Below are 22,090 nucleotides of genomic sequence, written 5' to 3' on the forward strand. Positions count from 1 at the left end.
GGCGGGTGTCAGGAGCGTGCGGTGGGGCCGCCGCGGGGGCTGTGGCGGTGGGCCAGGGCCTCGTAGGAGGCCGCCAGCGCCGGTGCCGCCGTCTCGTAGGTGCGCTGCGCCACGCCCACGAACAGGCAGTCCACGACGAGCAGTTGACTGGTCCGCGACGACATCGCCGCCGGGCGCAGTTCGCTCTCGCGGGAGCTGGACGTGGTCAGCACGTGGTCGGCGTACTGGGTGACGGGCGCGTCGGGACGGCCGGTGATGGCGATGGTGGTGGCACCGCGTTCGAAGGCGACGCGCAGCGGCTCGATCACATCGCCGGTGGAACCGGAGTGGGTGATGGCGATGGCGACGTCGCCGGTGCGCAGCTGCACGGCGTTGGTCACGGCCAGGTGCGGGTCGGTGGGCGCGTGCGCCACCAGCCCTATGCGGAGCAGCTTCTGGGTGAGGTCCTGGGCGACCAGGCCCGAGGCCCCGATGCCGTACACGTCGGTGCGGCGGGCCGTGGCCAGGGCGGCGACGGCGGCGCCGAGCTGGGCGGTGTCCAGGGCGGCGGCGGTGTCGGCGAGGGTCTGCTGTTCCTCGTAGGCGAGCTTGGCCACCACGTCGGCGATCGGGTCGTCCACGGCGATGTCGGTGGTGATGGCCGGTGCGCGGCCGGACTGCTGCTGGGCGGCCAGGCCCGCGAGCGCCAGGCGCAGATCGCGGTAGCCGGGGTAGCCGAGCAGCCGGGCGGTGCGCACCACGGTCGCCTCGCTGGTGCCGGTCAGTTCGGCCAGGCCGGTGACTGTGAGGGCGGCGCAGCCGGCCGGGTCGTTCGCGACGGCCTCCGCGACACGCTGCATCGATCGCGTCATGGACGGTGCGAGGGTGCGCACCTTGGCCGCCAGTGCGGCGGGCGCCGGGGGCGCCGCGGTCGGGGAGCCCGAGCCTGCGAAAATTTCCTTCACGTCCTGGGTCACGCTATGAAAGATATTTTCCGTTCGGACGAAAGGTCAAGACTGCGCACAATGGAGGCATGAACCCCATCAGCCCCTTGGAGCAGGCTCTGCATGCCGCTCGCGCCCTGGTCCTGGCCGACCTGGTCGCGGGCGAGGTCGCGCAGGCCGACGTGGTGTCGCTCGTCGAGGACTCCGTCGCCCAGCGGCGCTGGTGGGTGGAGCAGTGGCCGGACGGCGCGTCGTTCGTGGCCGGACTGATCGCCCAGGACGTGCAGGACGCGCTGCTGGAACGATACGGCCGCTGGCCGCTGTGCCCGGTGTGCGGGCAGGGCGACCCGCACGCGCTGGACGTGGAACCCGAACTCGGCCCCGACCCGCACTGGGTGTGCCCCAAGGCGGGCGTGAAGGTCGCCGCGGTGGGGTCGCTGGCGGACGCGATGGGCGGGAAACCGTCCTCGTGAGCGCCGGGCACGCGACAGCCGGCCGCAGGACTCAGGGGTGGGCCGCGGCACGGTGACCGTCTACATCGACCCGCCCACCTGGCCCGGCCACGGCCGCCTGTGGTCGCATCTCATCAGCGACGTCCCCTACGCCGAGCTGCACGCCTTCGCGGCACGGCTCGGCGTGCCCCGTCGCGCCTTCGAACGCGACCACTACGACCTGCCCGCCCACCGCTACGCCGACGCGGTCGCGGCGGGCGCCGTCGAGGTCCGCAGCCGCGAGGTGGTGCGGCTGCTGCACGCCTCCGGGCTGCGTCGGCGCAAGCGACGCGATCAGCAGGGCAGTGCGTAGACGAGCAGGTCGCTCTCGGCGGCCGCACGGGTGAGTCGGGCCCGCTCCGCGACCCGCCGGGACGACTCGTGGTCCCGGTCGATGCACGCGAGCAGCCGCCGCACCTCGCTCTCGCCCCAGGCCGGAGCACCCCTCCTCGTACGCCGTCACCACCATCCCGGCGGCATCCCGCGTCCCCGGGTACGGTCCTTTGCCCGCCCACCGGAGGCCCTCGTCACCGCCCGGGCGCAGTTGCCGTGCGGCCGCCGGAGTGACGCCCAGGAGAGTGAGCCGTGCGGCCGGGATCACGGGCGGGGCGTGCCGGGATCACGAGCGGGGCGTGGCGGGATCACGAGCGGGGCGTGGCGGCGTCACGCGGTGACCGGCGCCCTGCCGGGCGGTTCGCCGCGGCCGGTGGCCCGCAGCAGGTCCGGCCAGGGCTGCGGGCCATCGGCCGCACCTGCGGGTAGATCCGGCCCAGCACGTCCTCGCACAGCCGGGCAGGGGGCGCGGAGCACAGCCGGACCCCGCGACGCCGGGATGATCCGCACGACAGGCCCGGGGCGGGGCCCTCGCCTCACCGTGACAGCTTCTTCAGCTCCGCCAGCTCTGCGGCAAGATTCCGGCGGGCCGCAGCCTCCCAGTGGCGTTGCCCGTGCGGAGTGCGGAACAGGCGTGGGTGGCCGAGGAGTTCGCGGAGGATCGCGGACCGTCCCTCACGGAAGGCGTCCTCGGGGACGAAGTGGTACTCCTCCCGCACGGCCGCTGCGTAGGCGGCGTACACCTGTGCCGGTGCGGCCAGGATCGCCAGGTCGGCGTCGCACAGCACCTGGCCGTCCGGGTCGTCGTCCGCCGGGTCGTGCGTGACGGTGAGGCGCACCAGCCGGGCCACCTCGGCGGTCTTCTCCTCGGGCACCCCGGCCTCGGGCAGCGCCCGCTCCGCCAGGCGGGCGGAACGCTCCTCGTTCTCGGACCGCTCCGGCAGATAGAACGCGTCGTGGAACCACCCGGCCAGGCGGACGACGTCCGGGTCGGCGGCGTACTGCTCCAGCGTGTCGATGTGGTCCAGGACCGCCGTCAGGTGCGCGACGGTGTGGTAGCGCCGGTGCGGCTGCGACCAGCGGCGCAGCAGGTCGTCGGCGTAAGGGACGGGATCGGGCCCGTCGGCGGTGGCGCGGGCACCGTGCAGTGCGCGCGCGAAACGGATCCGCAGGGCGTCGAGGTCGGGGTGTTCGGCCATGGAGTCATTGTTCTGGGAGGTGTGCGGGTTCAGGGGGCGGAGGGCGGGGGGCAGACGCAGTTCGGCTCGGACCGTCTTTCCGGGACCGCCCGCTTCACGTGGCTCGACGGACAGCCGGTTCGCCGGACAGGTCACCGGCCACAATCCACGGCCCCGATTCCGCCTCCGGATCCTCGGGCGCGCACGGCCGGGCCGCCGGTCGTCTCTCGTGTCGGTGACCTCGACGCGTGCCCGGTCGCGGGTGGCCGTCAGCGTCAGGCTCGGACGGAAGCCGCGGCCGGGGACACGGCCGTGCGTCACCGCGTTCGCGGCGCGTTCCGCCACGATCAGGGTCAGCGTCTCGTTGATGTCCGAGCCGTACGGGAAGCCCCAGGCGTCCAGGCGTTCGGACGGGAGCCGGCGGGCCAGGCGGGCACCGCGCGGCGTGGAGACGAAGGTCGTCGCGAACTCTGCCTCGATTCGCGTGAGTTTTGTGTCGTTTTCCCGAACGGGCGATTTCCGGTCGTCATGTCGGTGAGCTGTGTGTATCACCCCTACGGTGACCAGTGACGAACCCCTTGCACAGCGTGCTTTCGAGATCGAGGAGATGGTGGCGGCGCGGCCGGCCCGCCACAAGATCTACGAGAGAAAGCCTGCGCCGACGCTGAGCTTCGTCATCGAGGAGTCCGTGCTGCAGCGGCCGTTCGGCGGGGTGGACGTCTTGCGCGGTCAGTTGGAGCACATTCGGCTGATCGCCGAGAACCCCCCATGTCGAGATCCAGGTCATGCCGACCCAGGTCGTCGACCACGCGGGCGCGGACGGCCCCTTCACGCTGATGACCCCGGAAGGCGGGGAACAAGTCGCGTATGTGGAGAGCCAAGGTAATGGGCGTGTGATCACCAACCGGGAAAGCGTACGCGGCTTCGCCGTGCGGTATGGAGTTCTGCGGGCGCAGGCGCTGTCCCCTGCCGAATCTGTGCGTCACATCGAGAAGTTGCTGCAAGGAGACCTAGGAACACCGAGCAGTCCCAGGCACAGCGGCTCTCCTGGGTCAAGTCCAGCTACAGCGGTGGAGAGGGCGGCGAGTGCGTCGAGGTCGCCGTTTCCCCTGGTTCCGTTCACATCCGCGACTCCAAGGGCACCGGTCGGGGCTTCTTCACCGTGTCCCAGGCCACCTGGTCGGCTTTGTCGACCACACCGGTCGCCGTCACTGAGGAACACTGAGGAACACGGACGTCAGCACGTCGGTGACGGTCGACGTGACCGTCACCGACGTGCCTCGGCCGTAGCGAACAGAAGCAAGGTGCATTCGGCTGCACCAGGTCCTGGGGCCGCTCCTTCGGGGCGGCTCCAGTGTCGTCCAGGAGCGCGCATCAGTGCCCGGCGCGCCCCGCGCACGTAGCGTGGGGACATGACTTCTGCTGCTGTGCGCCAGGTGCGGGATCGGGATCCGGAGTTGCCCGGGCGGTTGCTCGCCGAGGAGCGGGACGCGCTGATCCCGCTGCTCAGGTCGCGGGTGGAGGCGGACTTCGCGCGGCCGGTCGCCGCGTGTCCCGAGTGGACGGTGCGGGATGTGCTCGCCCACTGCTCGGCCGCGCTGCGCCGGGTCGTGGAGAACCGGTTCGAGGAGGGCGTCTTCTCACCCGAGTCCAACGCGCGGGACATCGCCGAGCGGGCCGAGTGGTCCCACGAGCGCGTGCTGGACGAGCTGGAGCGCGGGATGACCGAGGCCGGGCCGCTGATCGCGCAGGCCGGCGGGCGGCTGGACAAGCTCGCGCTGGGGGAGTGGGTGCACGCCGGTGATGTGCGCGAGGCCCTCGGCGCGTCCGATGCGTACGCGGGCGCGGCGCTGGAGTACGCGCTGCCGCTGCTCGCCCACGTCACCCGGGAGGCGGGCCATCTGCCCCTGCACGCCGATCTCGACGACGTGGACGAACCGCTGCGGCTGGGCGACGCGAGCGGGCAGCGGCCCCCGGCCCGGTACATCGGCGACGCCGCCACACTGGTCCGGCTGTACGCCGGGCGGCCTCTGCCGGACGGCGGGGACGGGTTCGAGCTGGCCGGTGCGGAGGCGGGCGAGCTGAACATCTTCGCGTGATCGCGACATCTTCGTGTGATCGCGACCGGTCGGGACCTCCTCGGCGTACCCTGAGATTGGACTAGACCTGTCGAGCCCCAGGGGAACCGAGGAAAGGGGTCCTATGAGCGTGCGTGCAGTCCTGGAGGTGATCGCCCTCGACGTCGAGGACGCGGTCGCCGCCCAGGCCGGAGGCGCGGACCGCCTGGAGCTGGTCACCGACATGGCGGCCGACGGGCTCACCCCGCCGGCCGCCACCGTCGCCGCCATCCGTGCCGCCGTCGACGTCCCGCTGCGCGTGATGGTGCGGCTCACGGACGGGTTCTGTGCCGGTGGTCCCCAGGGTGTGGACAGGCTGACCGGTGTGGTGGAGGAACTGCGGGAGGCGGGCGCGCGGGAGTTCGTGCTCGGGTTCCTCGACGAGCACGGCGCGGTGGATCTGCCGGCGGTGGAACGGGTCGTCGCCGCGCTGGACGGGTGCCCCTGGACGTTCCACCGGGCCATCGACCGGGCCGCCGACCGCGACGCCCTGCGCAAGGAGCTGGACGGCATGCCCGGTCTCGACACCTACCTCACCGCGGGCGCGGCGGGCGGGGTCGACGAGGGACTGCCGACGCTGCTCGCGGAGGCCGCGCGGCGCGGCGGGCCCGGGCACCGGCAGCAGATCATGGTGGGCGGCGGGCTGCGCCTGGACCACGTGCCGGCCCTGTCCGCCGCCGGGATCGACGCCTTCCACATCGGCGGCGCGGCCCGCCCGGACGGCTGGGCCGGCCCAGTGTCCGCCGACGCCGTCGCGCGGTGGCGTGCGGTGCTGGACGGGCGGACGGCGCCGGCGGAGCCGTCCGCGGTGTGAGGGGTCAGCCGGCCAGCTGAGCCGGCAGGGGCGTCGCGTGGGTGACGATCAGGCCGGAGACCGCGCGGGTCAGGGCCACGTACAGGCGGCGCAGCCCGGTGCGTTCGTCCGGTTCGCCGTCGACCACCGCCTGAGGTTCGTCCAGCACCACGTAGTCGTACTCCAGGCCCTTGGCGAGGGAGGCCGGGACCAGGGTGAGGCGGGTCTCGGCGGTCGTCTCCTCACCCGGGGAGAGGTGGGCGAGCCCGGCGGCGGTGAGCGCGTCGGCGAGGGCCGGGATCCGGGCGTCGGCGGCGATCAGCCCGAGGGAGCCCTCGCGGCGCAGCAGCTCCTCGCAGGCGGCGACCACCTGGGCGTCGCGTGCGGCGGGATCCGCGTCCGGGTCGAGCGCGCGGACCTCGAAGAAACCCGGGTTCTCGCGGACGGAGGCGACCGGGGTCAGGCCGGGCGCGATGTGCGGCAGCAGCCGGGAGGCGTAGGTGATCACGTCGGTCGGCACGCGGAAACCGGCGGTCAGTTCCTCGACCACCCCGTCGGGCTTGCCGAGGTGGGACAGCGCCTCCTCCCAGGTGCGGGTCGCCCACGGGGTGGTGCCCTGGGCGAGGTCGCCGAGGACGGTGGCCGAACCGGTGGAGCAGCGCCGGCCGACCGCCCGGTACTGCATGGGCGACAGGTCCTGCGCCTCGTCCAGGACCACGTGCCCGAGGGAGGGCGTGCGCTCCACCAGGTCGGCGGCCTCGTCGATCAGCACGGCATCGGCCGGTGACCACTTCGCCGACCTCACCGACCGGGCGGGCTTCGTCCACAGGATCGCCTTCTGCTCCTCCTCGGTGAGGATCCCCTCGGCGTGCTCGGCGAGGAAGGCGGCGTCCGACAGCAGCCGCAGCACCAGCTTGGCCGGGTCGACCTGCGGCCAGATCGCCTTCACGGCGGCCTTCACCGCGGCGTTGCGGGCGACGGCGTCCTGCACCCGGTCGTCCGGGGCCTCGCCCGCCCGCTCCATCTGCACCAGCACGGCGTGCGCGATCCGCTGCGGCAGCGCCTCGCGCGCGGCGCCGTAGCGGATGCCGCGCCGCAGCAACTCCTCGACGATCTCCCGCAGTTCGTAGTCGGGGACGCGCCAGCGGCGCGAGCCGCGCACCACCACGACCGCTTCGGTGGGCATCGTGACGTGCGCGTACAGGGCTCGCCTGAGCACCTCGGCCATCCGGGCGTCGCCCTTGACGAGGGCGGCCCGCGCGTCGTCCGTGCCGCGCACCTCCACCCGGGCGACCAGGTCGTCCACGGTGGCCTGCTGCACCGTCAGCTCGCCGAGCGCGGGCAGCACCTGCTCGATGTACTTCAGGAAGGAACGGTTCGGCCCGACGACCAGGGTGCCGGTGCGGGCCAGGCGCTCGCGGTGGGCGTAGAGCAGATAGGCGACGCGGTGCAGGCCGACGGCGGTCTTCCCGGTGCCGGGCCCGCCCTGCACACACACCGTGCCGGACAGATCCGACCGGACGATCTCGTCCTGCTCGGGCTGGATGGTCGCCACGATGTCGCGCATCGGGCCCACGCGCGGGCGCTCGATCTCCCGCTGGAGCAGCGCGCTGGTGGTGTCCGCCTCCGTCGGGTCCGACAGGTGCTCGTCCTCGTACGCCGTCAGCTCGCCGCCGGTGTAGCCGAAGCGGCGGCGCAGCGCGATGTCCATCGGGTCCTTCTTGGACGCCCGGTAGAACGGCTGCGCGACCGGCGCGCGCCAGTCGATGACCATCGGGTCGCCGGCCGCGTCGTGCACATGCCGCCGCCCGATGTAGAACCGCTCGCCGTCCGCCCCCTCCGCCTGGTCGGCGCCGGGCGCACGCAGATAGTCGAGACGGCCGAAGAACAGCGGGGTGTCGCTGAGGTCGGCGAGCGCCTTGATGCGTTCGTCGATCTGCCGGGTGAGGATCTGGGCGTTCACCCAGTTCGCGGTGACGTCGCGGATGTCGAGCGCCTCGACGTCGGCGCGCATGGCGCGCAGCGCGGCCCGGGAGGCGGCCAGATGGGCCTGCTCACGCGCGAGCGGATCGTCGGGGTCGGCCCCGGCGGGGACGGTGGAGCGGTCGGACGCGGACGTGGACGCGGACGCGGACGTGGACGGTGTGGACAAGGACGGGCCTCCGTAGGACCTGCGGGGTGGGCGGCGGGCGTCGTCCTCGGCGGTGCGGGAGCGGCACCGTCGGGCGGCTGTGTGATCTGCCGCCGGTTTCCGACCGGTCGGCGGCGCTCCACCGGGCCGGGAAGCTCTCGGGGGAGGCGGGCAAGAGCGGGCATTCTAGAGCGCGGGCGGCGCCGGGTGCCAACCGGTTTCCCGGGCGGGGGCGGGCCGGGGCGGGCGGGTGCCGCCCCTCGCACACCCGCGAGCCGGTACGCCGAGGCGGGGCGCCGCGCTCGGTCTGCCGGGCCGGGAAAGCGATGTGTGCCGGACATGACCCACTAGGGTCGATCCGTGACAGAACGGATGATGGCCCTCCGGTCGCGCCCCGCTCCCGCGCTCGTCCTGCTCGCCGTCTCCTTCACCGCCCTTGTGCTGCTGTTCGTCCTGGCGGACGTGAAGATGCCCGACGCCTTCGTGTACCGGGCCGAGGGCGCGGCCGTCGCCCACGGCCGGGACCTGTACGGCTTCGAGGTCACCGAGGGACGCCTGCCGGCGACGTATCCGCCGTTCGCGGCGCTGCTGTTCCTGCCGACGGCGCATCTGCCCGCGCCGGCGCTGAAGGCGCTGTTCCTGCTGGGCAACGCCGTGCTGCTGGCCTGGCTCGTCCAGCTGTCCGCCCGGCTCGCCGGCCACCGCCTCGCCTGGACGGGCCCCGGCCTGCCGCTGCTGTGCACCGCCACCGCCCTGGCCCTGTGGCTGGAGCCGGTCTTCCAGACCTTCGCCTACGGGCAGATCAACCTCGCCCTGGCCTGCCTGGTCCTGTGGGACCTGACCCGGCCCGAGGGCGCCCGCGGCCGGGGCGCCGCGATCGGGGTGGCCGCCGGGATCAAACTCACCCCCGGCCTGTTCGCCGTGTACCTGCTGCTGCGCGGGCGCCGTCGGGAGGCGGCCACGGCCCTCGCCGCCTTCGCCGCCACGGTCGCTCTCGGCGCGCTCGTCCTGCCCGCCGCCACCGTCACCTACTGGACGCGGCTCGTCGTCGACACCGACCGCGTGGGCAAGGGGTGGATCGTCGACAACCAGGCCCTGCAGGGCCTCGTCGCCCGCGCCCTGCACACCCCCGCGCCCGGCGCGGCCTGGCTGCTGCCCGCGGTGGTGCTCGGCGCGGCGGGCCTGTGGCTGGCGAGCCGGACGGACCGCCGCGAACCGTGGGGCGTGCTGCTGACCGGCCTGACCGCCCTGCTGGTGTCCCCGATCAGCTGGTCCCACCACTGGGTGTGGTGCGTGCCGCTGATCGCCGTGCTGCTGGCCGACGGCCACCGCACCGGGGCGGCGCTCGTCGCCCTGTGCTTCACCGCCCGCACGATGTGGCTGGTCCCCCGGGACGGTGACCTGGACCTGCACCTGGCGTGGTGGCAGCAGCCGCTCGCGGGTCCGTATGCGCTGCTGGCGTGCGGGGTGCTGGTGGTGGCCGGGCTGAACCGGCCGGCCACCCGCACGCCGCCCCGCCGGCGCTCGCTCAGCTCTCCGCCAGCAGTTCGTCCGCGTCCATGATCCGGTAGGCGTAGCCCTGTTCGGCCAGGAAACGCTGGCGGTGGGCGGCGAAGTCCTGGTCGATGGTGTCGCGGGCGACCACCGAGTAGAAGTGGGCCTGGTGGCCGTCGGCCTTGGGGCGCAGGACCCGGCCGAGGCGCTGGGCCTCCTCCTGGCGGGAACCGAAGGTGCCCGAGACCTGGATGGCGACCGTGGCCTCCGGCAGGTCGATGGAGAAGTTGGCCACCTTCGACACCACCAGCACGTTGATCTCGCCGTTGCGGAAGGCGTCGAAGAGCTTCTCGCGCTGGGCGTTGGTGGTCTCGCCCTTGATCACGGGGGCGTTCAGGTGCTCGCCCAGTTCGTCGAGCTGGTCGATGTACTGGCCGATGACGAGGATCTGCTGCCCGGCGAAACGGCGGACGAGGGCCTCGGTGACCTTCCGCTTGGTCTCGGTGGTCGAGCAGAAGCGGTACTTCTCCTCGGCCTCGGCGGCGGCGTAGGCCAGGCGCTCGGAGTCGGTCAGGTTCACCCGGACCTCGACGCAGTCGGCGGGCGCGATGTAGCCCTGCGCCTCGATCTCCTTCCAGGGCGCGTCGAAGCGCTTGGGCCCGATCAGGGAGAACACGTCGGACTCCCGGCCGTCCTCGCGCACCAGCGTGGCGGTCAGGCCGAGCCGGCGCCGCGCCTGCAGATCCGCGGTGAACTTGAACACGGGGGCGGGCAGCAGGTGCACCTCGTCGTAGACGATCAGGCCCCAGTCGCGGGAGTCGAACAGCTCCAGGTGGGGGTAGATGCCCTTCCGCTTCGTCGTCAGCACCTGGTAGGTGGCGATGGTGACGGGGCGGATCTCCTTCTTGGTGCCGCTGTACTCGCCGATCTCGTCCTCGGTCAGCGAGGTCCGCTTCACCAGCTCGTGCTTCCACTGCCGCGCCGAGACGGTGTTGGTGACCAGGATCAGCGTCGTGGACTTGGCCCGCGCCATCGACCCGGCGCCCACCAGGGTCTTGCCCGCGCCGCACGGCAGCACCACGACACCGCTGCCGCCGTGCCAGAAGTTCTCCACGGCCTGCTTCTGGTAGGGGCGCAGCGCCCAGCCGTCCTCGCGCAGCTCGATCGGGTGCGCCTCGCCGTCGACGTACCCGGCGAGGTCCTCGGCGGGCCAGCCCAGCTTCAGCAGCACCTGCTTGATCTGCCCGCGCTCGGAGGGGTGCACGGCCACCGTGTCGGCGTCGATACGGGCGCCCACCAGCGGCTTGATCCGCTTGGACTTCAGCACCTCCTCCAGCACCGGCCGGTCGGTGGTGGTCAGCACCAGGCCGTGCGCCGGATGCTTGACCAGGGTCAGCCGCCCGTAACGGTCCATCGTCTCGGCGACGTCCACCAGCAGCGCGTGCGGCACCGGGTACCGGCTGTACTGCACCAGCGCGTCCACGACCTGCTCGGCGTCGTGCCCGGCCGCGCGGGCGTTCCACAGGCCGAGCGGGGTGACCCGGTAGGTGTGGATGTGCTCCGGCGCCCGCTCCAGCTCGGCGAACGGGGCGATGGCCCGCCGGCAGTCGTCGGCCTGCGGGTGGTCGACCTCCAGCAGCAGGGTCTTGTCGGACTGGACGATGAGGGGACCGTTCACGTGCAGCACACACCCTTTCCACGACGGCCAAACGTCCAGTGTGCCTCAGCCGTCCGCCATCGTCCTCGTCGTCGTCCTCGTCGTCGTCCTCGTCCTCGTCGTCGTGCGGAGTCTTCGGTCCTCGTGCGGAGTCCTCAGTCCTCCTCCAGCTCCGCCACGCCGGTGATGCGGTGCAGCGGGTAGGTGCGCACCTCGTCGGCGGTGTGGTCGAAGCCGGTGACGTAGCCGCCCTCGACGCGGACCGGGGCGAGGACCCGCTGGCTCGCGGCGCCGTCGGCGTTGACGTAGCCGACCCACACGGCCTGGCCGGTGAGGACCGCGGCCTGCAGCGTGGCCAGGGTCTCGGCGGAGGAGGTGCGGGGCAGCTCGCCGGGTGCCTGCGGGGTGCCGGACGGGCGGCGCGGGGCGGTCGCGGCCAGGTCGCCCGCCCGGATCGCGCGGATCGCGGCGGACAGCAGGGTGTCGTCCGGGACGGGCGGGCCTTCCGGCACCGGCTCGGGCGGGGTGCGCGGCGGGGTGCGGTGCGAGTCGGCACGGGTGATCACGACGTCCCCGGCGGCGGACTCGGCAGCCGGGGCGTAGCCCATGGTGCGCAGTCCCTCCAGCAGGGCGGCCGGGTCGGCCTGCGCGGCCAGCACGGTCGGCGCCAGGCGGCGCAGCCCGAGGGCGGCGGCACGCTTGTCGGCCAGGATCTCGTTCAGCAGCGCCTCGTCGTCGCAGCGCACGTACGACGAGGCCGCGCCCACCCGCAGATGGCCGTGTCGGCGGGCCACGTCGTCGATCAGGTACGCCAGCGGCTGCGGCACCGGGGTGCGGGAGTGCTCGGCGAGGAAGGCGTGCAGGTCGGCGGCGGTCCGGCCGGCGTCCAGGGCGCGGCGGACCGAGGCCGGCGTGAACCGGTACACCGTGGCGCCGCCCTTGGACTCCACGTCCGCGAGCACGTCCAGCATCTCGGCGAGCGGGCGCTGGAGCGGGCCGGGCGCCACCGCCGTCAGGTCCGCCTGGAGCAGCACGTGGTCCAGCGGCTCCGGCAGCAGCGGGGCGAGCAGCCGGGCGGCCCGCTCGGCGGCCTCGGCCCGCTCGGCGGGGGGCGGGACGGGCGGGGGCGGCGTCCAGTGGTGGTGCACGGGCAGCTTGTCGCCCGGGCCGGAGGGCTCCTCGGCGGACCGCGGCGGCTGCGGGGCGCCCAGCAGGGCCCGCCCGTGGGCGGCAAGCGCACCCCGGCCGGTCACGCCCAGCAGCTCCGCCTCGGACAGCGTCCACCGGGCCAGCCGGGTGCGCAGATCCTCGCCGTCCTGACCGTCCTGCTCGCGTTCGCGCAGCGGGCGCTCCCAGCGCAGCCGGGCCAGCACCGACTCGGGATCCGGGGCCGACCCCTCCGGCAGGCCGGCGAGCAGCGTCAGCACCCGGTGTCGCACCTCCGGCGCGGCCGAACGGTCCAGGCCCGGGCCCAGCGCGGACAGCGCGCGGCCCTTCGCGTCCCGCCCGCCGACCAGGCCGGGGGTGCGGGTCGCCGCCAGCCATGCCTGCGCCAGCCGGCTCCAGCGGTCGGCGGCGGGCTGCTCCAGCCACTCGTCGTACGCCGGGGTCGCCGCATACCGTTCGTCGGCCTCGCCGTCGGAGGCGACCAGCCCGGCGGCGTAGGCCAGCTCCACCCAGAACGCCGCCATCGGCTCGGGCACGTCCAGGGCGACGGCGGTGCGCTTGAGGTCGCGCACGCTCAGCCCGCCGGCGCGCAGCACGGCCGGGCCGCCCTCGTCCCAGTCCTTCAGCAGCTCCTCCACGGTGGCGAGCGCCGTGTACGCCTGCCCGGCCGCCGTGGCGTCCACCACGTCGGGGCGGTGGGTCCTGGCCGCCGTCACGGCGGGCGGCACCGGCTCGGGCGAGCGATGGGCGCGGCCGCCGCGCAGATGCAGCGCCACCTCGCGCGGCAGGACGACCGTGCCGGGCGCGGTGGGCATCAGCAGCCCCCGGTCCAGCAGCAGCCGCAGATGGGGCGCGGGGTCGGCGGTGACCTGCCCGTACGGCGGGCCCCACGCGAGGCGCTCCAGCGCCCGGCGGGAGTCGGCGGGCAGGGCGGCGAGCAGCGCGTCCAGCCGCTCCCGGTCGGTGAACAGCGCGGTCAGCGCCGCCACCGCGGAGACCGAGTCGTGCGTGGTGGGCAGCCCGGCGGTGGTCAGGATCTCCTGGATGCGCCCCGGCGACATCCCGGCCGTGGCCTCCTTGACCGTCGGGCCGAGACCGGTCGGCGAGGGCCGCTGCGGGGTGGGCGCCAGCAGCTCGCGGGCGGTGCGCACCAGCCGCAGCCGGTCGTCGCCGCCCCACACCAGCGCCTGGGTGCGCAGGGTGCCCAGGGCGCGCGGCAGGGCGGACTCCACGGCCGCGTCACCGGCGTGACCGGCCATCAGGCCGAGCAGCTCGCCGTAGCTCGCCGGGTCGCCGGCCACCGCCAGGGCCTGGGCGGTCTGCAGCGCGAACCGGTCGAGACGCTCCAGGGCCCGCGCCACCGACGCGCGGGTCGCGGCGCGGGTGGCCAGCTGGGTCAGGTCGGTGGGGACGGGGGTGATGAGGTCGGGGCGGCTGCGCAGGAGTGCGGCCAGGCCGGCGTCGTCCCGCGCGCGCAGCGCCTCCGCGAGCGAGCGGGGGGCCGCCGCCGCGTCCGCCGGTTTCTCATCGCTGCTCATCCGGTCCACGGTAGCGGGTGGGTACGGCGACGGGGACCGTTCGGTCGTCGGCGGCCGCGCACGGATCCCGGTACGGGGCGGTGCGGTTGCGCAGGTGGCGGGCGTGGGTGCGGTGGTGCGGTGGGCCGGCTCGCGGGTGTGGGTGCGGTGGTGCGGTGGGTCGGCTCGCGGGTGTGGGTGCGGCACGTGCGTGTGCGGCTGGGGCGGGCCGTGGCCCACGCGGTACCGTCGTGCCGCGGATTGTCCGGCCAGTGCCCCGGAGGGGTTGTCCGTGGGGATCGAGAGCGATCAGGTCGTCTACGAGTATCTGAGCCGCGTCGGGGACGTGGCCCAGCAGCGGCAGCTGTCCTCGGCCACCCGGATGCAGCTGGTGGCGCAGCTGCGGGACGAGATCGACCGGCGGCGCGCCAAGGCCGTCGTGGACAGCCCGGCGGCCGTGCGCCGCATCCTCGACCGGATCGGCAGTCCCGACGACGTCGTCACGGCGGCGGGCGGTGCGGGCAGCGCCCCGACGGCCCCGGCGGGTGCCGAGCCGCCGCAGGCCGCCGTGCCCGTGCAGCGGGAGGCGGGACCGTCCCAGGGCCCGGGCCAGGACACCGCCGCGGAGGCCGGCGGGAAGCGGCGCAAGGACCAGCGCAGGGCGGAGCAGCGACGGACGGTGCCGGGACCCCGGCCCGGCAAGGCCCGTGCCGGCGCCGCACCCTCGTCCTCGGCACCGTCCGGTGCGGCGGCCCGCTCCGACTGGTGGCGCACCCCTGCCGACGACGCCGGCCTCGGCGACGGTGTGCCCGGATTCGTGGGCGGTGTGGAGATCCCGGACCTGCTCAAGCCGCCGTCGGCGACGAAGGACGCCGGAGGGGCGGAACCGGGAGCCGCCGACGCGGCCGAGGAGGAGGCGGCACGATCCGGGGAGCAGGCGGAGCAGGCCGGACAGCAGTCGGGAGGGAAGACCGCCCGCTGGGGCCTGGGGCTGCTGGCCCGGGGTCTGCGCGGCCGGCGCAATCCGCTGCTGCTGTGCGCGGCCGTGCTGCTGGTGGCCGGGGCGGTGCTGGGCAGCTGGCTCGCGCTGGCCCTCGGCTGGGTCATCGCCTACGGATCGCGCCGGCTGACCGCCACGGAGACCAAGTGGGCCGTGCTGGGCATGCCCGGCCTGGCCGTCGCCGCCGGCTGCGTGTGGCTGTGGGGCCGCAGCACCGGCCGGTGGGGCGAGCCCGTCCCCCAGGACGGCATGCACGACGTCCTCGCCCAGACCTGGCCGTGGGTGGTGCGCGGCGCGGCCGTGGCCTCGGCGCTGTTCCTGGTGTGGCGGTCGCAGCGGCAGCGCTGACGCCCGCCGCCCGCCCGGTGACGGAGGTCGTGTCGAGCCGATCGCGGCGGGCCCGGCACCCCCACCCCGCCCGGGCGGTCCGGGGCCGCACGGCACAATGGCCCCCATGACTTCCCCCGTGCCGACCGTCGGCTTCGACCTGGACATGACGCTCATCGACTCCCGGCCGGGCATCCGCGCCTGCTACCTGGCGCTGTCCGAGCGCACGGGGACGTACGTCGACGCCGACCTGGCCGTCACGCGGCTCGGGCCGCCGCTCGCCGACGAGCTGGCCCACTGGTTCCCGCCCGAGCGGATCGAGCAGGCCGCGGAGCTGTACCGCGAGCTGTACCCGCAGACCGCCATAGCGCCCACCCGCGCGCTGCCCGGCGCCCGGGAGGCCGTCGCGGCGGTGCGGCGGGCCGGCGGGCGGGCGATCGTCGTCACCGCCAAGTACGAGCCGAACGCCAAGCTGCACCTGGAGCACCTGGGGATCGAGCCGGACGCGGTGATCGGCGGCCTGTGGGCCGAGCAGAAGGCCGAGGCGCTGCGCGAGCACGAGGCCCGTGTGTACGTCGGCGACCACCTCGGGGACGTCCGCGGCGCCCGCGCGGCCGGCGCCCTGTCGGTGGCGGTGACCACCGGGCCGTGCGGCGAGCAGGAACTGCGCACGGCCGGGGCGGACGTGGTCCTCGCCGACCTCACCGCGTTCCCGCAGTGGTTCGCGGACCACCTCGGCGGCCGGGTGTAAGGAGCCCCGCGGGTAGGGCGCAGGGAGCCCCGCGGGTAGGGCGCAGGGAGCCCCGCGGGTAGGGCGCAGGGAGCCCCGCGGGTAGGGCGCAGGGAGCCCTGCGGTTCGGGTGCGCAGCCCTGCGGGTTCGGGTGCGAAGCTCTGCGGTTCGGGTGCGAAGCTCTGCGGTTCGGGTGCGCAGCCCTGCGGGGCGGGTGCGCAGCCCTGCGGGGCGGGTGCGCAGCCCTGACGAGCCGGGCGCAGGAGACCCTGCCGGCCCGGAGTGCGCCGCTCTACCGGGAGCCGGCCGTCTCCTCCGTGCCGGAGCGTGCCGCGCGGCGGCCGGCGCCGATCGAGCGCAGCAGCCCGGCCCCGGCGAGCACGAAGCCCACGGCCATGAGCATGCTCAGCCCGTACATGAACGTCGGGAACGGCTTCGCGCCGAGGAACAGCGGTGCCACCGTGACGACGGTGGCCACCACCCCGATGAAGAACACGATCGCGCCGGCGGTGATCAGCCGGTCGCCGGGCCCGGCGGAATTCGTTTGGGTTTCGTCACGCACCGGACCAGGGTAGTTCCAGCGCGGGGGAACGGCCGGGCGACGTCTTGTCACCCGCCCCACGACCATTAGCCTGGGTACCGGCGGGTCCGCAGCGGCCCGCCCCAGTGCTATCAGAGCCGTTTCAAGAAGCAGTTTTCCGACGAGTACGAGGACGAGGACGGACGTGCCCACCGGCAAGGTCAAGTGGTTCAACAGCGAGAAGGGCTTCGGCTTTCTCTCCCGCGACGACGGCGGTGACGTCTTCGTCCACTCCTCGGTCCTGCCCGCCGGAGTGGACACGCTCAAGCCGGGACAGCGCGTGGAGTTCGGCGTGGTCGCCGGGCACCGCGGTGACCAGGCGCTCTCCCTGACGCTGCTGGAGACCCCGTCGGTGGCGGCCGCCCAGCGCAAGAAGCCCGACGAGCTGCTGTCCATCGTGCAGGACCTGACCACGCTGCTGGAGAACGTCGGCCAGACCCTGGAGCGCGGCCGCTACCCGGACAAGTCCTCCGGCAAGAAGGTGGCCGGCCTGCTGCGGGCGGTCGCCGACCAGCTGGACGTCTGACCGGACGGACCGTTTCCGGCCACCGGTCGCACGCCGTCCGGCCGGTCGGGTGACCGGCCGGACGGGTGGATCGCCCGCGGTGCGCGCGGCGCCGAGCCTCACGGGCCTGACGACGGCAGGCGCCGCAGTCTCACGCCGGGAAGCGCAGCGCCTCGTCGTCCAGCTCCGGCAGCAGCCCCTCGGCCGCGGCGCGGCCGAGCAGCCCGCGGATCGCCGCGTAGCCGTCCTCGCCGAGGTCGGCGGTGAACTCGTTGACGTACAGCCCGATGTGCTGGTCGGCGACCGCCGGGTCCATCTCCTGGGCGTGCTCCATGACGTACGGGCGGGACGCCTCGGGGTCGTCCCAGGCCGCGCGGACCGAGGCGCGGACGGCGTCGGCCAGCCGGGTCAGCGTCGCCTCGCCCAGCGACCGCTTGGCGATGATCGCGCCCAGCGGGATCGGCAGGCCCGTGGTGGCCTCCCAGTGCTCGCCCATGTCGGCGAGCTTGTGCAGGCCGTAGTTCTGGTAGGTGAAGCGCGCCTCGTGGATCACCAGGCCGGCGTCGACCTTGCCGTCCCGCACGGCCGGCATGATCTCGTGGAACGGCATGACCACGATCTCGCCGACCCCGCCGGGCACGGTGTCCGCGGCCCACAGCCGGAACAGCAGATAGGCCGTCGACTTCTCGCTCGGCACCGCGACCGTCCGGCCGCTCAGGTCGGCGCCCGGCTCCCGGGTCAGCACCAGGGGACCGCAGCCCCGGCCGAGCGCACCGCCGCACGGCAGCAGCGCGTACTCGTGAAGGACGTACGGCAGCACCGCGTACGACACCTTCAGCACGTCGAACTCGCCGCGTTCGGCCATGCCGTTGGTGATGTCGATGTCGGCGAAGGTGACGTCCAGCGCGGGCGCGCCGGGGATGCGGCCGTGGGCGAGGGCGTCGAAGACGAAGGTGTCGTTCGGGCAGGGCGAGTAGGCGATGCGCAGCCGGTCGGGCTGCCGCTCAGGATTCTGCGGGCTCATGTGCGTTCCAACTCTCCAGTGCGGCGGCGAGCTTCCCGAAGCCCTCGGTCAGGGCGGTCAGGGCGTCGCCGATGCGCCAGGCGGCGCGGTCGCGGGGGCCGACGGCGTTGGAGACGGCGCGCAGCTCCAGCACGGGCACACCGTGCGCGGCGGCCGCCTCCGCCACACCGAACCCCTCCATCGCCTCGGCCAGGGCGCGCGGGTGGCGTTCTCGCAGCGCGGCGGCGCGGGCCGCGGTGCCGGTGACCGTCGACACGGTCAGCACCGTGCCGGTGGCCGCACCGGTCGCGGCGGCCGCCGTGCGGACCAGGTGCCCGGGCGGACGGTGGGTGACGGTGCCGAAGCCCAGCTCGGTCACCGGAACGAAGCCGTCGGCGGTCTCGGCGCCCAGATCGGCCACGGTGACCTCGTCGGCCACGACGAGGCTGCCCACGGGCGCCTCGGGCAGGAAACCGCCCGCGATGCCCGCGCAGACGACGAGGTCGTACGGGGCGCCGTCGAGCACGGCGGCGGTCAGGGCGGCCGCGGTGGACGCGGCGGCCCGGGCCGGGCCGACCCCGGCGGCCAGCAGACCGAACCCGCTGCCCGGGCCCTCGGCTCCGGACGCGCCCGGCGCGGCGACACGGTGCACGGTCGCCGCCGGCAGGCGCGTCGCGTCGGGCGGCGCGGACGTCAACGCCCGTGCCACCGCGTCCCGTTCGGCCGGGACGGCGGTGGCGACGAGCACACGGGGAAAGGACACCGAAGAGGTCAGGACGCCTTCGTGAGCTTGAAGGACCAGATGCCCGTCACGTCCTTCTCGCCTTCCCTGACGGCGACCCAGGTGGTGTTGCCGCTCGCACCGTACTGGGCGTTGAAGAAGACGCTGCCCGGAATGGTGCGGTACGTCTTGGTGCTGGAGTCGGTGAGCGGCTGACCGTTCATGAGAATGGTCCAGCCCTTGTCCGCGATGTCCGGGTCGACGCCGAACCGTACGGTGTCGTCCGGGTCGACCTCGATCGTGTGGTCCGACTTCAGGCACTTCGGCAGCTCGGTGGTCGCGATCGCCTTGCCGTCGGCGTAGCAGGTGGCCTCGGCGTTCACCGAGTCGCCGCCGACGGTGATCGTGGCGATCGGCGTCGGGTGGGAGCAGGCCGACAGGGCGAGCAGTCCGGCGGACACGGCGCCGGCGGCGGCGACGACGCGGCGGCGTCGCACGGCGGATTGCAGCAAGGTCATGGCCGAAGGCTATCGGGCATGTCCATACCCCTGCCCAAGCGGGGTGCGGCGTGCCGCACCACGAGGCCCCGGGCGCAGGCCACCGCACGGGGCGGTCGGCGCCACGGTCAGGACGGGCCGGGCCGGCCGGGCGGGCCCTGCCGGGCGCAGGCGAGCAGGCCGCGGACCGTCGGCAGCCAGCCGGCCGCCACGATCGCCGCACCCGTCGCCAGGCCCAGCACGCCGCTCAGCGGCAGCACGATGCCGATCGCGCCGCCCAGCACCCAGGACATCTGCAGCAGCGTCTCGGAGCGCGCGAACGCCGAGGTGCGCACCAGCTCGGGCACGTCCCGCTGGATCAGCGCGTCCAAGGACAGCTTGGCCAGCGCCTGCCCGAGACCGGCGACCGCCGCCAGGCACGCCACCAGCAGCGCACCGAAGAAGACCGCGGCCGTCACCGCGACCCCCAGCACGATCGCCACCACCGTCACCACGATGACCTCCGGCGCCCGCGCGCGCAGCCACGCCCCGACCGCCGTGCCCAGCGCGTTGCCCGCGCCCGCCGCGACCCCCACCGCCCCCAGCGACACCGCCGCGCTCTGCCCGGCCAGCGGATGCTCCCGCAGCAGGAAGGCGAGGAAGAAGATCAGGAAGCCGGACAGGCAGCGCAGCGCCGCGTTGGCGGCCAGGGCGTGGGTGACGGCCGGGCCCACCGTGCGCAGCCCCGGACGCCTGCCCCGGCCCCGCGGCCCGTGCAGCCGCCCGGCGTCGGCCGCGAGCAGCGCCCGGTGCTCGCCGCGCGCCGAGTCCACCGTCGGCGGCAGGGAGAACGACAGGAACGCTCCCGCGACGAAGATCACGAAGGCGCCGTACAGCGGCCAGCGCGGCCCGATCAGATGCAGTCCCGCCGCGACGGGCGCGGCGGCCCCGGTGGCCAGCAGTCCGCCCAGCGTCACCCGCGAGTTGGCCTTCACCAGCGAGATGCGGGGCGGCAGCAGCCGCGGCACCACCGCACTGCGCACCACCCCGTACGCCTTGGAGGCGACCAGCACGCCCAGCGCCGCCGGATACAGCTCCAGCCCGCCGCCGGCCGCCGCGCCCGCGATGACCAGGGCGAGCAGCGCCCGGCCGAGCATCGCGGCGGCCATCGCGGCCCGCCGCCCGTGCGGCAGCCGGTCCAGCAGGGGGCCGATGACCGGGGCGAGCACGGTGAACGGCGCCATGGTGACGGCCAGATACAGCGCGACCCGGCCGCGGGCCTCGTCGGTGGGCACGGAGAAGAACACGGTCGAGGCCAGCGCCACGGTGATCATCACGTCGCCGGCGCCGTTGACCGCGTGCAGCTCGATCAGCCGGCCCAGCCCCGACTCCCCGGCGCCGTGGGCGTGGGTGACGCGGCGGATGCCGCGCAGCGTGCCCGTCACCGGGAGCCGCAGGGCACGGCCCAGCGCGCGGACGGACCCGGCGACGGGGCCCGAACCGCTGCCTCGGCTGCTCTCCTCGCACCCCTGGGGCTCACCGGTCCCGGCGGTCTCGGAGGGCGTCCTCGCGGCTGCCACCCCGTCATAGTGCCCCCTGACCCCCGCCGGTGGCGCCATTGCGGCACGGACGAGGCGGCGCACCGGAGGCACGGCCACCCGCACGGCGACCGTCCGCGCACCCGGTGGCGCGTCCGCCCGACGGCCGCGACCTGGACCGATGCCCTCGGTCGGCGCGACGGAGCGCATCCGGTGCCGTCCCGGCGGCGAGGTGCCCACGGCGGTGTGGGCCGCGCGGCGGCGAGAAGGTAGCGTGCGTAACGCGCCGTGGCGAACGTTCTCGGCCGCGCGCCTTACCGCCATACCGCAGAATGGATGACGTAGGTGTGCCCGAGCGCGTTCCGGGCGCGGACGTCGACGCGGTCCACGGGTCCGCTCCGTCCGCCCCGCTGCCTTCGGCGGCGCACCCGGAAGACGGCGTAGGAGAGAAGCGATACCTGTGAGCGCAGCGAGCACGCGAAGCCGCACACCCGACCGTCTGTGTGCCGAGGCCGTCGACCTCGCCCGCGCAGCAGCGGAGGAGACGGCCGCGCCGGGCGTGGTCGGCGAACACGTGGGTCTGGTCTCCGAGGGCGACCGCGTCGTCACCCACTTCTTCGAGTGCAAGGAGCTGGGCTACCGCGGCTGGCGGTGGGCCGTGACGGTGGCCCGCGCCTCCCGCGCCAAGGTCGTCACCCTGGACGAGGCCGTCCTCCTGCCCGGCCCCGACGCGCTGCTGGCGCCCGAGTGGGTGCCGTGGAGCGAGCGCCTGCGCCCCGGCGACCTCGGTCCCGGCGATCTGCTGCCCACCGACGCCGACGATCTGAGGCTGGAGCCCGGATACACCGGTGAGGACGAGCCGCCGCCGAACTCCGCCGTGTCCGAGGAGATGACCGAGCTGGCGGAGGCCGAGGACGCCGACGTCACCGCAGGTCCGCCGCGCACCCTGCCCACCGCTTGCTCGCGCGGCTCCATCAGCGCCGTCGCCGAGGAACTGGGCATGCGCCGCGCCCGGGTGCTCTCCCGCTACGGCCTGCGTCTGGCCGCCGAGCGGTGGGAGGAGGCGTTCGGCGCCAAGACCCCGATGGCGCAGGCCGCCCCGGCGTCCTGTGTCAGCTGCGGCTTCCTGGTGCCGATCGGCGGCTCGCTCGGCCAGGCCTTCGGCGTGTGCGCCAACGAGTTCTCCCCGGCCGACGGGCGTGTGGTCTCCCTCTCCTACGGCTGCGGCGGCCACTCCGAGGCCGCGGTCATGCCCAAGCCCCCGCAGCCGGCCCCGCCGGTGATCGACGAGACCCGCGTCGACCCCTTCCCGCTCCGCCCCGCCCGTGACTCCGGCTCCGTCCCGGACACCTCGGACGAGGAGACCGAGGAGCTCGGGCACTCCTGACGCCCACCGCCCGGAACGGGC

20 protein-coding genes and 2 pseudogenes are annotated in these 22,090 nt (G+C 74.5%); 12 read left to right on the plus strand and 10 right to left on the minus strand.

Translation table 11 applies throughout. The features are described 5' to 3' along the window. Positions 1 to 8 precede the first annotated feature (8 nt). Positions 9 to 956, minus strand: a complete 948-nt coding sequence (locus tag OG899_RS15090; RefSeq protein WP_125500369.1) for a MurR/RpiR family transcriptional regulator — start codon at positions 954 to 956, stop codon at positions 9 to 11. A 56-nt stretch (positions 957 to 1,012) separates the two neighbouring features. On the opposite strand from OG899_RS15090, the gene OG899_RS15095 reads away from it, so the two are divergent. Together OG899_RS15095 and OG899_RS15100 are read left to right on the plus strand one after the other, a co-directional pair. After that, a complete protein-coding gene (locus OG899_RS15095) occupies positions 1,013 to 1,396 on the plus strand; it encodes a hypothetical protein (RefSeq protein ID WP_125500370.1) in 384 nt (127 codons plus the stop codon). A 52-nt stretch (positions 1,397 to 1,448) separates the two neighbouring features. Beyond that, on the plus strand, positions 1,449 to 1,727 hold the full coding sequence (locus tag OG899_RS15100; protein WP_189427823.1) for a DUF4031 domain-containing protein: 279 nt from the start codon (positions 1,449 to 1,451) through the stop codon (positions 1,725 to 1,727). Between the two features lie 556 nt (positions 1,728 to 2,283). On the opposite strand, the gene OG899_RS15105 is transcribed toward OG899_RS15100, so the two are convergent. Continuing rightward, positions 2,284 to 2,946, minus strand: a complete 663-nt coding sequence (locus tag OG899_RS15105; RefSeq protein ID WP_125500371.1) for a hypothetical protein — start codon at positions 2,944 to 2,946, stop codon at positions 2,284 to 2,286. 586 nt (positions 2,947 to 3,532) lie between these two features. On the opposite strand from OG899_RS15105, the pseudogene OG899_RS15110 reads away from it, so the two are divergent. The 5 genes and pseudogenes from OG899_RS15110 to OG899_RS15130 all read left to right on the plus strand — a co-directional run. Continuing rightward, a pseudogene (locus tag OG899_RS15110) lies at positions 3,533 to 3,622 on the plus strand (XRE family transcriptional regulator); the annotation flags it as partial. An 88-nt stretch (positions 3,623 to 3,710) separates the two neighbouring features. Further along, positions 3,711 to 3,857, plus strand: a pseudogene (locus OG899_RS15115) (Scr1 family TA system antitoxin-like transcriptional regulator); the annotation flags it as partial. Positions 3,858 to 3,898: 41 nt separating this feature from the next. Beyond that, positions 3,899 to 4,150, plus strand: coding sequence for a DUF397 domain-containing protein (locus tag OG899_RS15120; RefSeq protein WP_125500379.1), 252 nt, complete (start codon positions 3,899 to 3,901; stop codon positions 4,148 to 4,150). Positions 4,151 to 4,337: 187 nt separating this feature from the next. Further along, on the plus strand, positions 4,338 to 5,024 hold the full coding sequence (locus OG899_RS15125) for a maleylpyruvate isomerase family mycothiol-dependent enzyme (RefSeq protein ID WP_125500372.1): 687 nt from the start codon (positions 4,338 to 4,340) through the stop codon (positions 5,022 to 5,024). A 103-nt stretch (positions 5,025 to 5,127) separates the two neighbouring features. Further along, entirely contained in the window at positions 5,128 to 5,856 is a 729-nt protein-coding gene (locus OG899_RS15130) for a copper homeostasis protein CutC (protein ID WP_125500373.1), read from the plus strand. Between the two features lie 4 nt (positions 5,857 to 5,860). On the opposite strand, the gene OG899_RS15135 is transcribed toward OG899_RS15130, so the two are convergent. Beyond that, on the minus strand, positions 5,861 to 7,849 hold the full coding sequence (locus OG899_RS15135; RefSeq protein WP_229813869.1) for a UvrD-helicase domain-containing protein: 1,989 nt from the start codon (positions 7,847 to 7,849) through the stop codon (positions 5,861 to 5,863). A gap of 492 nt (positions 7,850 to 8,341) precedes the next feature. Here OG899_RS15135 and OG899_RS15140 point away from each other — a divergent pair, with 492 nt between their 5' ends. After that, the gene (locus OG899_RS15140; RefSeq protein WP_189427822.1) at positions 8,342 to 9,529 is read left to right on the plus strand and encodes a glycosyltransferase 87 family protein; all 1,188 of its coding nucleotides are present in this window, start codon (positions 8,342 to 8,344) and stop codon (positions 9,527 to 9,529) included. Here the strand turns inward: OG899_RS15140 and OG899_RS15145 are convergent. Both OG899_RS15145 and OG899_RS15150 read right to left on the minus strand, forming a co-directional pair. Beyond that, on the minus strand, positions 9,495 to 11,138 hold the full coding sequence (locus OG899_RS15145) for a DNA repair helicase XPB (RefSeq protein ID WP_406311058.1): 1,644 nt from the start codon (positions 11,136 to 11,138) through the stop codon (positions 9,495 to 9,497). The two genes, OG899_RS15140 and OG899_RS15145, sit on opposite strands and share 35 nt — an antisense overlap. Positions 11,139 to 11,272: 134 nt before the next feature. Then, positions 11,273 to 13,822 (minus strand): helicase C-terminal domain-containing protein, encoded by a 2,550-nt coding sequence (locus OG899_RS15150; RefSeq protein ID WP_168131712.1) that lies wholly within the window; start codon positions 13,820 to 13,822, stop codon positions 11,273 to 11,275. Positions 13,823 to 14,093: 271 nt separating this feature from the next. On the opposite strand from OG899_RS15150, the gene OG899_RS15155 reads away from it, so the two are divergent. After that, positions 14,094 to 15,149 (plus strand): hypothetical protein, encoded by a 1,056-nt coding sequence (locus tag OG899_RS15155; RefSeq protein ID WP_125500607.1) that lies wholly within the window; start codon positions 14,094 to 14,096, stop codon positions 15,147 to 15,149. 97 nt (positions 15,150 to 15,246) lie between these two features. Beyond that, positions 15,247 to 15,879 carry an HAD family hydrolase gene (locus OG899_RS15160; RefSeq protein WP_125500606.1) on the plus strand — a complete coding sequence of 211 codons (633 nt, stop codon included), beginning with the start codon at positions 15,247 to 15,249 and terminating at the stop codon, positions 15,877 to 15,879. Positions 15,880 to 16,151: 272 nt separating this feature from the next. Here OG899_RS15160 and OG899_RS15165 read toward each other — a convergent pair whose 3' ends face one another. Then, entirely contained in the window at positions 16,152 to 16,421 is a 270-nt protein-coding gene (locus tag OG899_RS15165; RefSeq protein ID WP_125500605.1) for a hypothetical protein, read from the minus strand. 163 nt (positions 16,422 to 16,584) lie between these two features. On the opposite strand from OG899_RS15165, the gene OG899_RS15170 reads away from it, so the two are divergent. After that, positions 16,585 to 16,965 carry a cold-shock protein gene (locus OG899_RS15170; protein WP_125500604.1) on the plus strand — a complete coding sequence of 127 codons (381 nt, stop codon included), beginning with the start codon at positions 16,585 to 16,587 and terminating at the stop codon, positions 16,963 to 16,965. 130 nt (positions 16,966 to 17,095) lie between these two features. Here the strand turns inward: OG899_RS15170 and OG899_RS15175 are convergent, their stop codons facing one another. The 4 genes from OG899_RS15175 to OG899_RS15190 form a co-directional block, all read right to left on the minus strand. After that, complete coding sequence (locus tag OG899_RS15175) at positions 17,096 to 17,968, minus strand: 1,4-dihydroxy-6-naphthoate synthase (protein ID WP_125500603.1); 873 nt, start codon at positions 17,966 to 17,968, stop codon at positions 17,096 to 17,098. Then, positions 17,949 to 18,749, minus strand: a complete 801-nt coding sequence (locus OG899_RS15180; protein ID WP_189427821.1) for a futalosine hydrolase — start codon at positions 18,747 to 18,749, stop codon at positions 17,949 to 17,951. Before OG899_RS15180 ends, OG899_RS15175 begins: the two co-directional genes overlap by 20 nt. Continuing rightward, on the minus strand, positions 18,719 to 19,186 hold the full coding sequence (locus OG899_RS15185) for a DUF2771 domain-containing protein (protein WP_125500602.1): 468 nt from the start codon (positions 19,184 to 19,186) through the stop codon (positions 18,719 to 18,721). Before OG899_RS15185 ends, OG899_RS15180 begins: the two co-directional genes overlap by 31 nt. Positions 19,187 to 19,293: 107 nt before the next feature. Beyond that, the gene (locus OG899_RS15190; RefSeq protein ID WP_229813839.1) at positions 19,294 to 20,724 is read right to left on the minus strand and encodes an MFS transporter; all 1,431 of its coding nucleotides are present in this window, start codon (positions 20,722 to 20,724) and stop codon (positions 19,294 to 19,296) included. A gap of 418 nt (positions 20,725 to 21,142) precedes the next feature. Between OG899_RS15190 and OG899_RS15195 the strand changes: the two genes are divergently transcribed. Then, a complete protein-coding gene (locus OG899_RS15195; RefSeq protein WP_125500600.1) occupies positions 21,143 to 22,069 on the plus strand; it encodes a DUF3027 domain-containing protein in 927 nt (308 codons plus the stop codon). Positions 22,070 to 22,090: the final 21 nt, after the last annotated feature.

Source organism: Streptomyces thermoviolaceus (assembly GCF_045209695.1).
In the GTDB taxonomy this organism is placed as follows: Bacteria; Actinomycetota; Actinomycetes; order Streptomycetales; family Streptomycetaceae; genus Streptomyces; species Streptomyces thermoviolaceus.